A 12805-nucleotide genomic window follows, 5' to 3' on the forward strand; every position below is an offset into this window, starting at 1 on the left:
TGGATCAGGCCGCGCCTCGGCGCGCAATTTGTTAAAAGAACAGCAAGGATAGTTTGATGAGCACCGCACCTGTTGAATTTCATGACAGAATGCTGTCACTCGGTCTGGCCCGCGTCTCCGAGGCGGCAGCCCTTGCGTCGGCCCGATTGGTCGGGCACGGCGATGAAAAGGCCGCCGACCAGGCCGCCGTCAACGCGATGCGCGAACAGTTGAACCTGCTGGATATCGCCGGCGTGGTCGTGATCGGCGAAGGCGAACGCGACGAAGCACCCATGCTTTATATCGGCGAGGAAGTCGGCACCGGCAATGGCCCCGGCGTCGATATCGCGCTGGACCCGCTGGAAGGCACGACCCTGACCGCCAAGGACATGCCAAATGCACTGACCGTGATTGCAATGGGCCCGCGCGGTTCGATGCTGCACGCACCGGATGTTTACATGGACAAGCTGGCGATCGGCCCGGGCTATGCCGAAGGCGTTGTCTCGCTGGATATGACACCGCAAGAGCGGGTTACGGCGCTGGCCAAAGCGCGCAATTGCGCCGCGTCCGATATTACCGTCTGCATTCTGGAACGCCCGCGCCATGACGAAATGATTGCCGAAGTGCGTGCCACAGGCGCCGCCATCCGCCTGATCACCGATGGCGATGTGGCGGGTGTGATGCATTGCGCCGAAGCGGACGTGACCGGAATTGACATGTATATGGGCGCCGGGGGCGCACCCGAAGGCGTGCTGGCCGCGGCCGCACTGAAATGCATGGGCGGCCAGATGTTTGGCCGGCTTCTGTTTCGCAACGATGACGAACGCGGACGCGCTACCAAGGCGGGTATTACCGATCTGGACCGGGTTTACAGCCGCGACGAAATGGTCACGCAGGATGTGATCTTTGCCGCCACCGGTGTCACCGGCGGAACGCTGTTGCCCGGCATCAAGCGCGAGGTCGGCTGGTATACCACCGAAACGCTGCTGATGCGCTCAAAAACCGGTTCAGTGCGGCGCATGCAATACCGCACCCCAGTCAGCTGATCACCGTTCGCTCGCGCGGGATAAAACCGGCCGGCGACGGGTGCGGATCAAAGAACGGGGGCTTTCGTGGCATTTCTTGACGTTGAAACATCGTTGACCGGACGCCGATGGATCGGCCCCGAGATCGAGGTTCAGCGTGCCGCCGATGCCATGGCCCAGTCCACCACCCTGCCGCAGGCCCTGTGTCAGGTTCTGGCCCGTCGCGGCGTGTCTGACGAAGATGCGCCCCTGTTCCTGTCGCCGCAATTGCGCGATCTTTTGCCCGATCCGCGCAAACTGAAAGATATGGAAACCGCCGCGGCCCGCTTTCTGCAGGCCGTAAAGGCGCGCCAGCGCATTGCGGTCTTTGCCGATTACGATGTTGATGGTGGCAGTTCGGCGGCGCTGCTGATCGACTGGCTGCGCCAGATGGGCCTTTCGGCCACTTTATACGTGCCCGACCGGATCGACGAAGGCTATGGCCCGAACGATGCCGCCATGGCCGAACTGGCCGCGACCCACGATTTGATCATCTGCGTGGATTGCGGCACGCTGTCCCACGGCCCCATTGCAGCCGCCAAAGACGCCGACGTGATTGTGCTGGATCACCACCTTGGCGGCGAAACCCTGCCCCTCGCGCTGGCCGTCGTAAACCCAAACCGGCAGGACGAGACCGGTGATCTGGGATATCTGTGCGCCGCGGGCGTGGTGTTTTTGATGCTGGTCGAGGCCGGGCGCCAACTGCGCGAAGCCGGGCACAAAGGCCCCGATCTGATGGGACTGCTGGATCTTGTTGCGCTGGCAACGGTCGCAGACGTGGCCCCCCTGATCGAAGCGAATCGCGCGTTCGTCGTGCAGGGCCTGAAGGTGATGGCACGAAGGGAACGCCCCGGTCTGGTCGCGCTGTCCGATGTTGCCCGGCTGGACGCTGCCCCTGCCACCTATCACCTTGGGTTCCTGCTGGGCCCGCGGGTCAATGCGGGGGGGCGCATCGGGCAGGCCGATATGGGCGCGCGACTGCTGGGCACCGCCGATCCGCACGAAGCCGCAGCCCTGGCCGAGCGTCTGGATGCCCTGAACACCGAGCGGCGCGATATCGAAGCATCCGTGCGCGCAGCCGCCATGGCACAGGCAGAAGAACGTGGCCTTGATGCGCCGCTGGTCTGGGCGGCCGGCGAAGGCTGGCATCCAGGCGTAGTTGGAATTGTCGCCGCCCGCCTGAAAGAGGCCAGCAACCGGCCAGCGGTTGTGATCGGTCTGGAAAACGGAATTGGCAAAGGCTCGGGGCGGTCCGTGACGGGCGTGGATCTGGGTGCCGCGATCCAGCGGCTTGCGGGCGAAGGATTGTTGATCAAGGGCGGTGGCCACAAGATGGCCGCCGGATTGACAGTGGCACAGGATCAACTGGAACCTGCGATGGAACGGCTGGCCCAGTTGATGCAGAAACAAGGCGCTGATCGCGCTGGCCCCGCTGATCTGCGCGTGGATGGCGTTTTGATGCCTGGTGCAGCCACTGTCGACCTGATCGAACAAATCGAACGCGCCGGACCATATGGCGCAGGCGCACCCGGCCCGCGCTTTGTGTTTCCCGATATGCAGATCAAGTTCACCAAACGGGTTGGTGACAGCCACCTGAAGCTTACCTTTGGCGACGGTCTTGGCGCCACGCTCGACGCGATCAGCTTTGGGGCCTATGACAGTCCCCTTGGTGCTGCGCTTGATGCCCATGGCGGTGCCCGCTTTCATCTGGCCGGCCGGCTTGAGATCAACATCTGGCGCGGACGCCAAACCGTGCAACTACGTCTGGAAGACGCCACCCCCGCCTGAACCACTGTACAGAAAAACTGCGCCAAACCGCAAATTTCTGCTTGCGCCTGACGGGTGGATTGCCTAATCACCCGATCACCACTTAGTGGCCCGTTCGTCTATCGGTTAGGACGTCAGGTTTTCAACCTGAAAAGAGGGGTTCGACTCCCCTACGGGCTGCCATTTTCCTTCCCCCATCTCCCCAGAGCTATCCAAGCGTTCCACGCAACGCGAACGGCTTTCGCCCACTCAGCTGCGCAAATCGGGTGTGTAGAACCTGTGGCAGGCGCGTCCGGCGTGTTTTGAGGCGTAAAGCGCCACATCGGCGTCGGCCAGCACGCGATCGGGCGTGGGATTCGTATAGTCAGAGGACAGAACTGTGCCGATGCTTGCAGACACATGGCAGCTCTTGCCCTCAAAAATCACTGGCTGTTCCAGTCGCGCGATAATCCTCCGGGCCAGATCATCCAGAGTTGCGTGATCGGTCAGCCCCGGGAACAGCAACACAAACTCGTCCCCGCCGACCCGTGCCACCATATCGGTCTGGCGCACTTCTTGCAGCATCTGGGCAGATACATGCTGCAAAACGTGATCGCCCGCAGCATGGCCCCTTGTGTCGTTGACGGCTTTGAAAAAATCCAGATCAAGATGCATCAGCGCGAACCGTTCGCGGTTCTCGATCAGCCGCCAAAGCGCGTTATCCATCGCGCGGCGGTTTTTCAGCCCGGTCAACGTATCTGTCAGGGATTGTTCCTTGGCGGCCATCATGGCGCTTTGCAATCGCAGGTTCAGGGTGCGCGATGCTTCCATTGCGGCAGATTTCGCCTCGACCAGATAAAGCATTTCAACGGCAAGATCGGTCACGGCAAAATCCGCACTGGTCAGGGCATGGGTGGCCACCGCCTCGTGGATCGACATGCCAAAGCCCAGGGTCACGATCACCTGTTCCGGCACAGGCCCCTTTGTCACACAACCCTTCAGCGCGGTTCGAGGGGTAGTGCGAAACGCCAGATGCAGTTTCACACCGCCGATCGCCAGAAGCTGCGCCATGGTGGTGACAGAGCGCGGCCTGTGAAGTTCAAAAACCTCAAGAAATCGCTGTCCGGGCAACGGGGTGCCGGGCCGTAGTTTTTGCAGTGTTGGCCCGACATGCAGGATATGCCCCGTTGCATCCAGAACCGCATGCATCGGGCACAGCTGATCCAGAACATGATAAAGGTCAGGCGGGGTTTGAACCGGGCCTGTCATGACGCGCCGGCCCCAAGACAGAAATTGCGCCCCTGTGCGAATTTATGCTCGATCAGAACGATCGATACGGTTTCCGTACCGGCGTGGCGGCCATGATGTTCCAGAAGAACCAGTGCGCCGTAATCATCCGCCATCGCGCGCAACACCCCAACCAGAACATGGCCGAACCCCGGCTGTTCCGACCGGCAGATCAGGCTGAACCGGCCGACCGCATGTTCACGCAGTTCGATGTCCGGCAAATCCAGATCCGAAACGGCCATGCGCGCCCGATCCGGCAAATCATCAAGAGAATGCAGAAACTCTACAAAATCGGCACCGCCGAACCGCAACAACCGGCGCAGCGCCTCAACATTGGGGTTGGACACAAGGTAGGTTCCGATATCTTCCAGAATGTCGCCGGGCGGCCGGGCCAGAACCTCTGATGCCGCAGCCAGAACCTGCACTGTAACCGCAGGGTCATAGCGCAACATCGCCTCGAACCCGGAATACTCAAGCCCGGCGGCGGCAACGATCCGGTCCCAGTCCGGATCACCACAGGTATCGCGCACAAAGCGTTCAATCGCCTTGTTGATCAAGCCATGCATAATGGTGTCTCACTCCCGTTTCCCAAAGACACCTTGGCGCGGCGGGCGTTAAGAAACCCCCAATATATTCAATTGTCGGGAACAAGTTCCATGTCGCCTACAAAAAGCGCCTTTTGACGGCTGGGCCCGATGCGGAAATCGCCCGACAATATTCTTGCCACCGTACCGTCGGGAATAAACGCTCTTTGTGTGTTGGCGAGGTCATACATATTGCGCGCCCAGCTCTGATCGCCCTGCCCCAGCGAAATCAGTTCGACAAATGCGTTCTGCCCTTCGACTTGCGCGAAAAACATGCCCTGCCGCTCGCCCGTCTCATCCAGTTCACCGATGACCAGAACACAAGAAGGGGCCTGATCTGACAGAGATGCCGAACAGGCTTGATACCATCGCTCGACCACCGTCACATGTACTGCCGCCAGATCGCTGGCGCGCAGGGTTTCACCCTCGGGCCTCACCGGCATGACTTTGATCAGATCCGCGACGCGGGCCTGCCCCAACGCGACGTTCTGAAGGTTCTCCAGCGCATATTTGCTATCGGCCTCACGGGCAGCCGCAATCATCGGCGCCAGCGCGCCATCGCTGTCCAGCTCTTCCAGTCGCGCCAGTCCGCGCTGCCCTGCCTTGCCCCACTCCTTGTCCATTTCCCAAAGCGGCAATTGCGCGGCCATTGCCTGCCCCGACTGGTAGCGAGCAATCTGGCTGCCGGTCGAAATTTTTTCGGCATGCAGCAGCGGTGTCATCCACAGCGCGGCAATCGCGATCAGAACCAAAGCCAGTGTTACGTTGACACGTCTGATCCTGTCCATCCAGTGCCGCCGTGCCAGCGCAACCACCGCATAACAGACCCCGTAAGCCAAAAGAAACGTGGCGCAGACCGCCGCAAACACACGGTCCGGTGTCCAGCCGTACTGCGTCACCCGCAGCACAATCGCATAAAGCGCAAGCGCCCCCAGAACCGGCAATGCCAGCGCCAGAACCTGCGTTGCAGAGCGCATCAGCGGGGTGTGCACAGCCAATCCGTTATCGCGGTCCAGCGCTATGGTAATCAGTGTAATCGCGCCGATGGTTACGCCCATCAGTGTCCCGGCTGCGGAAAAGTCCCCGAACAGGCTCGACAGTCCGCGCAGCGGCAGCGCGGCAATGAAAATCAGTACCACCAGCAGGACAACCGGCAAAAGCAGCCGCAAAAGGCGCAACAGCAGATAGGGCGACAAATAGCTGCGCAGTTCATGCACGACAGCAAGGGCAATCCCAAGAACTAGGCCGGAAAACGCATAAGGGACAGGTTCGACATCCAAAAGGTTCTCGATCACATCCACCCCGACCAACCCGAGCAAGGCGTTTGACAGCATCAGAACCAGCCATGCCACGCCCACGAACAGCCACGCCGCCAGATATCTAACCGTGATCGTCCAGGCTGCATCGAACAGATCCGGATAGCGCCGCCAACTCGTTCTGTCCTGCAACCACACGGCCAGAAACGGTGTCGCCACAGAAACCATGATGATGAACATCATCAACGTAGGCGGGCTGCGCGCGATGTCTGCTGCATCGGCGAACCGCAATCCGGCAAGGCTGAGCAATGCAGCAGACGGCACACCCACCGCCAACGCAGCGGCCACCGCCCGCAGGATCGAAACCGGCCCACACAGCGCCAGCGCCACACCGAAAAACACCGCCGCCAGGGCGAACACAGCCAGATAAAGACGCGGGTGCACATCGGTGTCTGGCAGCACCTCGACCAGCAACCAGAAAGACACACCTGCAGCGGTACCCAGAACCGCCATTGCCACGCGATCCAGCAAGATGGTGCGGTCTTGTTCTTTAGGGCTCATGTCCTGCCTCCGGATTTGCTCTGACAGGGTCATGTTAAACGGGCCGGTTCATCTGAACCAGCCCGCCATTTGTGCTAGTCTTAACCGAACAGATCAGAAATCCGTTGGTGCACCGCCTTCTGCCTTGCGCCGCTCGACAAATGCGGCCAGTTCGTCACGGATGGCCGGGTCCATCGGCGGCTCTTCGAAACTGTTCACGATATTCTTGAACATGTGATGCGCCCGTTCCGGTGTCCAGACGCCGCCGGCCGCTTCCCAGCCTTCATAGTTCTTCCAGTCGCTGACAATGGGCGAATAAAACGCGGTTTCATAGCGTTCCTGCGTGTGCGGCGTTCCAAAGAAATGCCCGCCCGCGCCAACGTCCTTGATCGCATCAAACGCGATTTCGTCCGGTCCTGTCGCCGTGATGGCAGGCTCCATGTATCGTTGGATCATTTGCAGAATTTCGCAATCCATGATGAATTTTTCGGGGCTTGCGATCAGCCCGCCTTCCAACCAGCCCGCAGCATGGTAGACCATGTTCGCGCCCGATTGCACCGCGGACCACAGCGAATTCGATGTTTCCCACATCGCCTGCCCGTCAGGCACGTTTGCTGCGCAAACGCCGCTGGCGCGCATCGGCAGATCATAAAACCGCGCCATCTGGCCGGTCATTTGCGTCGCGCGCATGTATTCGGGCGTGCCAAACGCCGGCGCGCCGGATTTCATATCGACATTTGATGTGAACGTGCCAATTGCCGTTGCCGCGCCGGGCCGGATGTATTGCGCAAGGGCAACCGCACACAGGGCTTCGGCCAGGGATTGCGCAACCGCGCCCGACATCGTCACAGGCGCCATTGCGCCAGCCAGCGTGAACGGCGTGACCACCAGCCCCTGATTGCGGCGCGCCATGCGCATCCAGCCGTCCAGCATCGGGATATCGTGCTTGAGCGGCGAGGTCGAATTGATGTTGGTGTACATCTTGGGGCTGGCTTCGAATTCCTCGTGGGTCCAGCCGCCGGAAATCCGCACCATTTCCATCACATCTTCAACGCGCTCTGTGCCCAGCGAATAGGCATGCATGACCTTGTCGGTCAGCGTCAGCTTGTCATAAAGCACATCCAGATGGCGCACCGATGCATGGATATCCACCGGTTCTACCGGATAACCGCCGGCAAAGTGGATACAGTTGAAATACTGCGTCAGTTTCAGAAGATTGCGGCACATCTCGCGCGTGCCCGGCACTTTGGTGCCGATCTCCATATCCCAGTAATTGGGCGGCGAGGATACGTTTCCAAACGCCATGTAGTTGCCGCCGATAATGATTTCGTGCGCCTTGTTCCGGGGTGTCAGCGTGAATTGCGATGGCGCCTTGCCGACCATCTCCATCACGAAATCGCGCCCCATACGCACGTTTTCGCCGTCGATCGTACACCCGGCCTCTTTCAGGATGGCCAGCGCTTCGTGATTAAGGAATTCGATGCCGATTTCTTCCAGAATGCGCATCGCGCCTTCGTGAATGGCGTTGACGCCTTCCGTTCCCAGCGGTTCGGTCGGACGATCAGTATTCCTGATCAGACGCCATGGCATCTGGTCCACAACCTCGCCGCCACGCCGCGCCGTGTTCCCGGCACGTCCGCCGCCCCGTTTCCTGCGCTCTTTCACGTCCGCCATGATGGTTCCTCCGAATGGGTCAATCCATCATGTGGAGGGAACGGGCCAGAACGCCTTACCGATTGCGACAAGCGGTGTCGTTTTTACCTAAAAAGGGTCGCTTGGGATCATAGCAGGCCCGTCAGGACGTCAACCACAGCGGCAAATGGCCGATATCGGGCAAAACCACATCCGCAAAGGGGGCAAGATCGGCCAGTTCGGCCATCCCTGTTAGAACACCCACAGTCTGCATTCCCGCCGCGCGTCCGGCAATCAGATCGTGCCGGCTGTCCCCGACCATGACCGATCTTTCCGGCGTGGCGGCAACCGCAAGACAAAAGGCCAACAGCGGATCAGGTGACGGTTTCGCGCCGTGCCCGCTGTCAAAACCAGCAACAAAATCAAATAGGTCCAGCACGCCGGCACTGCTCAGGTGGGCGCGCGCACCGAATTCGGTATCATTGGTCATCACACCCAGCGCCACCCCCTGCCCGGCAAGCCCCTGAAGGAACGGTACCAAGGGAACGGCAGGGGCAAGCGGCGCGTGAGAGGCGGACATTGTCAAATAGGTTTCAATCTCGGCAATGTCGCGGTCCGGAACACCCGCCGCCATTGATTCTGCAACTTCGCGATTTGTCGCCGCAACAATCGGACTACCCGGCAAGATCCGCCTTGCCTCCAGATCGTACCCGCAGGACAGCGCAATTCTTGCCGCAACTTCGGCGTCGCCCTTGGCAAGGTCTGCAATCACCTGCCCGGCCCACCCGTTCCACGTGGTCGCAAAATCGAAAAGCGTGCCGTCCTTGTCAAAACAGATGGCATCGGCACGTCGGTGATCAGGTTGCATAGGGGTCAGGTCCAATGGGTGGGCGCCCCACCGGGCAATGCATGGCGCGCCTGCATCGGGCGCTCGTAAGGGATTGAGGATGCATCACAAAACGCGATCACCCAGGCATCATCCATCATCAGGAAATCAAGCACTGACAACAGGAAATCAGGCGATGAGATGCGCGAACGCAAATCGGATTCAGATGCGCCTGTTGATCCCAGAAAAACCGGCAACAGGTCTTCGTTTCCTGCCAGCCACGCAAGGGCCTGCAAGGCAACAGTTTCAGCGGCTTCTTGCGACAGCGACATATGACTCGCTTTTTCCTGGAAATCGAAAGGCTTTATTAACCTCTGTCACTAAAAACTTGCGCATCAAGGAAATGCAAGCCCGGAAAGGCAGCCAGATGCAGGCCAAGGTCCTTATCGTCGATGCCGTGGCGACCAACCGGATCATGTTGACCGTCACGTTCTCTGCCGCCTTTTACGATGTCGCATCGGCACCTTCCTTGGACGCGGCAGTGGACCGTGTTCACGCATCACCGCCCGATCTGGTTATTCTGTCCGGCGATCTGCCGCAGAACGGGACGTTTGAATTCTGCAAGTCGATGAAATCCAATGCCGCGTTAAGCACTGTTCCCATTGTGATGATCACCGAAAAGGACAGCCCGGCCTTCCGGTTGCAAGCCCTTCGGGCGGGCGCAGAAGACATCCTGTCAAAACCGGTTGCGGATGGTCTTCTGCTGGCGCGTATCCGCTCACTTCTGCGCGCGCAGGCCACGACGCAGGAATTGCGCCTGCGCGATGGCACATCGCGCGCTTTGGGCTTTTGCGAAGACGCCTACGGCTTTTCAGGTCCAGGCCGGATTGCCCTAGTCGCAACCGATCTGACCGATGCGCAACACCTGGCCGGCACGATCACGGCAGGCGTCGCGCACGATGTTCATGCGCACAGCATCAAAAGCGCGATGGGCGCACTGGATGAACAGAACACGCCGGATGTGTTTGTTATCGCGCTGACGAACAGCGAGCCCGATCCGGGATTGCGATTGCTGGCCGATATCCGCGCGCGCGCCAGCACCCGGCATGCCGCGATCATCGTCATCACAGCCGCCGGGTGCCAGCACACCGCGGCAGATGCCTTTGATCTGGGCGCAGACGATGCGATGCCCGATGGCGTTGATGCAGCCGAATTTGCCTTGCGCCTGACCACGCAATTGTCGCGCAAGCGGCAATCGGACCGATTGCGTGAAACCATGCGCAGTGGCGCGCAGGCAGCCGTGACCGATCCGCTGACAGGTCTTTACAACCGCCGTTACGCCTTGCCACATCTGGCCCGCATAATGGAAACCGCGATGCGTACGGACAAACCATTTGCCGTCATGATTGCGGATCTTGACCATTTCAAATCGATCAATGACCGGTTCGGCCACGCTGTCGGCGATGCGGTACTAATAGATGTGGCACAGCGATTGCGCCGGAATTTGCGCGCCGTCGATCTGGTCGCCCGCTTTGGCGGAGAGGAATTTCTGATCGTCATGCCCAATACAGGCCTGAAAGCAGCCCGCACCGCCGCGCGCCGTCTTTGCAGCGCCGTTCAGGAAACGCCGGTGATGAAAAACCCCGTTGCATCCGATATACAGCCGGCATCGCTGGTCCCGCCGCTGCACGTCACCATCAGCATTGGCGTCGCCATCGCGGGCGACCCTGACACCGCGCCGTTTCTTCCCGATATGGTACAGGCCGACACCGTCGCGCGTTTGCTGGATGCAGCCGATCAGGCCCTTTACAAAGCCAAGGACAAGGGGCGCAACTGCGTCAGGATGAGCAGGCCCGCCGCCTGATCCCTAATTGTCATCCCGGCCGTGAAACCCACGGCTGGCCGCGTCTTCCAACCTGTCGGCATAGGCCACCCGTTCGGATGCTGTCATCGCGGTGACATGGCGCAACCAGATATCCTGCGCTGCTGTCATGCGGGCCGCCAGCCCTGCCTGCCGCTCTGCCATCAGCGCGGCAACCCGACCGGCATCAAAGGGGTCAGCGCGCAATGCAACGCCGATCTCTGTGTATAGCGCCGCGCTTTGCGCCCGCCGGTCCGGTATGGCCTTGCCCGCACGCCGCAACTCTTCCCGCAGTTCCGCGCGATCGCGATGATCCAGCGCACGAATAAAGGGGGCGGCAAAATCCCGGCCATGCGCACGGTGTTCACCGCCACCAAACCGGAACGCCATACCTGCAACGGCCCCGGCAACAGCAAGGTTCAGCGCAAGGGACACAACCAGAACAATCCGGCCCCACCCCCACTTTGATTTGTGATCGTTTTTTTCGGTCATGGGTTCGGATCCTCGAAATTCCAGCTGAAATCGCTCAGGTCGGCATCAACCAGCGCCAGCGTATCGTTCTGTGAAAAAAGCGCATTGGTCGGCGTTTCAATCATGTCGGGTGGACGGATGCCAATCCAGAATCCGACAATCGTGGCTGTCGCCAGACCGCCCATGGCCGCCCAGCCGCCCAGAAACCCGAATATGCGTGTTCCAAACCCGGCCCGCGCGGGCGCAGCGGCGCGCGCCATGGCCGGTCTGGGCTGGTGCGCCAGCGCATCGGACAGCACGCGCGCCATCAAATCCGGCGAAGGTTCGTGCCGGCTGCGACGCGCCGCGGCAAACTCGGACTCCAGCCTTGCGTTCATATCGTTTTGATCAGTCATCATCATATCCCAGTTCTGCGCGGCGTCCGGCCAGGGCCGCACCCAGCGCCCGTTTTCCCCGTGCCGTCAGGCTTTCCACAGCTTCGGTGGTGATCCCCATGATCTGCCCGATTTCGGGGTTGGCCAGACCTTCGATATGGCGCAGGATGACCGCTTGCTTTTGCCTCTCCGGCAGATCATCCAGCGCCGCTTGCAGGGCCAAGGTGCGCGCCTTGTCCTGCAACCGTTCCGGCGCACCCGGTTCGGGGCTGGCTGGGTCATCGATAGCATCAAGCGGCGGCCCCTGCCGCTTGCGCAGCCGCAGACGGTCGGTCGCAAGGTTCAAGGCCACACGATACAACCACGTTGCAACCTGTGCTTCGCCCTGCCGCCATTCCGGTGCGATGCGCCACAGGCGCAACATCGCCTCCTGCACAACATCCTCGGCCTCGCTGGCATCCCCAAGCATGCGAACGGCAAGCCCGAACACCCGCGGCGTCAGGCGTTGTGTCAGAACGAAAGCCGCATCGGCATCGCCATTGGCGTATAATGCCAACAACGCCTCATCCGGCACATCCTGTCGTGAATCCAGCGGCATTCCCATCCTCGCAGGGCTATCAACGGCAAGGGCGGCAAACAAGTTCAGCTTGCGCCGCCCTGCGCCCGATCAATCCTGCTTGTCCGAGTGGCGGCCTTTGCGTTGGGCATGAAAGGCATCGAATTCCGCCTGTGAAATCACCCCGTCGCTGTCGCTGTCCACGCGGTCGAACATCCGTGAAGGATCCCGCCGCGGTTTCATCTCGGCCAGCGTAATCTTGCCGTCACGGTCCGTGTCCATCCGCTCCATCATTTGGGTGACGCGTTCTTTAGCCCGTTCCGCCGCGGCCTTTTCAAGCTCTGCCCGCGTCAGAAACCCGTCCGCATCCGCATCTGCCGCGGCAAAGCGGTTTTCAACAATCGATTGCATTTCCTCGCGTGTGATCTGTCCGTTCCCGTCCGTATCGATCTGCGAGAATGTCATGTGGTGGCCGCGCTGCCCCTTGGCCACGGCGACCGATGCAAGCGCCGTAACGCTGAACCCGGCCAGAATGATACCTGTGATGAATGCTGTGCGTTTCATGTTCGATGAACTCCGTTATCTGTCTGATCCGTTGCGCCCTGTTGCGGGGCGAACGTTTCTTTTAC

Annotated in this window: 13 protein-coding genes and 1 tRNA gene; 4 read left to right on the forward strand and 10 right to left on the reverse strand. The window is 60.5% G+C overall.

Annotation, left to right across the window (positions count from 1 at the left end; genetic code table 11):
• The first annotated feature begins 56 nt into the window (after positions 1–56).
• The 3 genes from glpX (at position 57) to C1J05_RS14685 (ending at position 2993) form a co-directional block, all read left to right on the forward strand.
• Complete coding sequence (gene glpX / locus C1J05_RS14675) at positions 57–1025, forward strand: class II fructose-bisphosphatase (protein WP_114870902.1); 969 nt, start codon at positions 57–59, stop codon at positions 1023–1025.
• Between the two features lie 66 nt (positions 1026–1091).
• Positions 1092–2831: a single-stranded-DNA-specific exonuclease RecJ gene (gene recJ / locus C1J05_RS14680; protein WP_114870903.1), complete on the forward strand. Its 1740-nt coding sequence runs from the start codon at positions 1092–1094 to the stop codon at positions 2829–2831.
• An 87-nt stretch (positions 2832–2918) separates the two neighbouring features.
• A tRNA-Glu gene (locus C1J05_RS14685) sits at positions 2919–2993 on the forward strand.
• A gap of 66 nt (positions 2994–3059) precedes the next feature.
• Here the strand turns inward: C1J05_RS14685 and C1J05_RS14690 are convergent.
• The 6 genes from C1J05_RS14690 to C1J05_RS14715 all read right to left on the reverse strand — a co-directional run bounded on the left by C1J05_RS14690 (position 3060) and on the right by C1J05_RS14715 (position 9246).
• A complete protein-coding gene (locus C1J05_RS14690; protein WP_254684612.1) occupies positions 3060–4058 on the reverse strand; it encodes a diguanylate cyclase domain-containing protein in 999 nt (332 codons plus the stop codon).
• The gene (locus tag C1J05_RS14695; RefSeq protein ID WP_114870904.1) at positions 4055–4642 is read right to left on the reverse strand and encodes a heme NO-binding domain-containing protein; all 588 of its coding nucleotides are present in this window, start codon (positions 4640–4642) and stop codon (positions 4055–4057) included. The genes C1J05_RS14690 and C1J05_RS14695 overlap by 4 nt, the downstream gene beginning before the upstream one ends.
• A 68-nt stretch (positions 4643–4710) precedes the next feature.
• Positions 4711–6477 carry a DUF4153 domain-containing protein gene (locus C1J05_RS14700; protein ID WP_162798092.1) on the reverse strand — a complete coding sequence of 589 codons (1767 nt, stop codon included), beginning with the start codon at positions 6475–6477 and terminating at the stop codon, positions 4711–4713.
• Between the two features lie 93 nt (positions 6478–6570).
• Positions 6571–8130 carry a trimethylamine methyltransferase family protein gene (locus C1J05_RS14705; protein ID WP_114870906.1) on the reverse strand — a complete coding sequence of 520 codons (1560 nt, stop codon included), beginning with the start codon at positions 8128–8130 and terminating at the stop codon, positions 6571–6573.
• Between the two features lie 121 nt (positions 8131–8251).
• Positions 8252–8956, reverse strand: coding sequence for an HAD family hydrolase (locus tag C1J05_RS14710; RefSeq protein WP_114870907.1), 705 nt, complete (start codon positions 8954–8956; stop codon positions 8252–8254).
• 5 nt (positions 8957–8961) lie between these two features.
• Complete coding sequence (locus C1J05_RS14715) at positions 8962–9246, reverse strand: DUF3572 domain-containing protein (protein ID WP_114872345.1); 285 nt, start codon at positions 9244–9246, stop codon at positions 8962–8964.
• A gap of 71 nt (positions 9247–9317) precedes the next feature.
• Between C1J05_RS14715 and C1J05_RS14720 the strand changes: the two genes are divergently transcribed.
• The gene (locus tag C1J05_RS14720) at positions 9318–10778 is read left to right on the forward strand and encodes a diguanylate cyclase (RefSeq protein ID WP_162798093.1); all 1461 of its coding nucleotides are present in this window, start codon (positions 9318–9320) and stop codon (positions 10776–10778) included.
• 3 nt (positions 10779–10781) lie between these two features.
• Here the strand turns inward: C1J05_RS14720 and C1J05_RS14725 are convergent, their stop codons facing one another.
• From C1J05_RS14725 to C1J05_RS14740, 4 genes are all read right to left on the reverse strand, one after another.
• Complete coding sequence (locus C1J05_RS14725; protein WP_114870909.1) at positions 10782–11267, reverse strand: periplasmic heavy metal sensor; 486 nt, start codon at positions 11265–11267, stop codon at positions 10782–10784.
• Complete coding sequence (locus C1J05_RS14730) at positions 11264–11647, reverse strand: hypothetical protein (RefSeq protein WP_162798094.1); 384 nt, start codon at positions 11645–11647, stop codon at positions 11264–11266. Before C1J05_RS14730 ends, C1J05_RS14725 begins: the two co-directional genes overlap by 4 nt.
• Entirely contained in the window at positions 11634–12224 is a 591-nt protein-coding gene (locus C1J05_RS14735) for an RNA polymerase sigma factor (protein WP_114870911.1), read from the reverse strand. The genes C1J05_RS14730 and C1J05_RS14735 overlap by 14 nt, the downstream gene beginning before the upstream one ends.
• A 63-nt stretch (positions 12225–12287) precedes the next feature.
• Complete coding sequence (locus C1J05_RS14740; RefSeq protein ID WP_114870912.1) at positions 12288–12740, reverse strand: EF-hand domain-containing protein; 453 nt, start codon at positions 12738–12740, stop codon at positions 12288–12290.
• Positions 12741–12805 lie beyond the last annotated feature (65 nt).

The organism is Sulfitobacter sp. JL08 (genome assembly GCF_003352045.1).
GTDB lineage: Bacteria > Pseudomonadota > Alphaproteobacteria > Rhodobacterales > Rhodobacteraceae > JL08.

What these genes read in the sequence shown, in the direction of transcription:
- glpX (WP_114870902.1), top strand. Translation starts at nt 57, where the DNA reads ATGAGCACCGCACCTGTTGAATTTCATGACAGAATGCTGTCACTCGGT.
- C1J05_RS14690 (WP_254684612.1), bottom strand. Translation starts at nt 4,058, where the DNA reads ATGACAGGCCCGGTTCAAACCCCGCCTGACCTTTATCATGTTCTGGAT.
- C1J05_RS14695 (WP_114870904.1), bottom strand. Translation starts at nt 4,642, where the DNA reads ATGCATGGCTTGATCAACAAGGCGATTGAACGCTTTGTGCGCGATACC.
- C1J05_RS14700 (WP_162798092.1), bottom strand. Translation starts at nt 6,477, where the DNA reads ATGAGCCCTAAAGAACAAGACCGCACCATCTTGCTGGATCGCGTGGCA.
- C1J05_RS14705 (WP_114870906.1), bottom strand. Translation starts at nt 8,130, where the DNA reads ATGGCGGACGTGAAAGAGCGCAGGAAACGGGGCGGCGGACGTGCCGGG.
- C1J05_RS14710 (WP_114870907.1), bottom strand. Translation starts at nt 8,956, where the DNA reads ATGCAACCTGATCACCGACGTGCCGATGCCATCTGTTTTGACAAGGAC.
- C1J05_RS14715 (WP_114872345.1), bottom strand. Translation starts at nt 9,246, where the DNA reads ATGTCGCTGTCGCAAGAAGCCGCTGAAACTGTTGCCTTGCAGGCCCTT.
- C1J05_RS14720 (WP_162798093.1), top strand. Translation starts at nt 9,318, where the DNA reads ATGCAAGCCCGGAAAGGCAGCCAGATGCAGGCCAAGGTCCTTATCGTC.
- C1J05_RS14725 (WP_114870909.1), bottom strand. Translation starts at nt 11,267, where the DNA reads ATGACCGAAAAAAACGATCACAAATCAAAGTGGGGGTGGGGCCGGATT.
- C1J05_RS14730 (WP_162798094.1), bottom strand. Translation starts at nt 11,647, where the DNA reads ATGATGATGACTGATCAAAACGATATGAACGCAAGGCTGGAGTCCGAG.
- C1J05_RS14735 (WP_114870911.1), bottom strand. Translation starts at nt 12,224, where the DNA reads ATGGGAATGCCGCTGGATTCACGACAGGATGTGCCGGATGAGGCGTTG.
- C1J05_RS14740 (WP_114870912.1), bottom strand. Translation starts at nt 12,740, where the DNA reads ATGAAACGCACAGCATTCATCACAGGTATCATTCTGGCCGGGTTCAGC.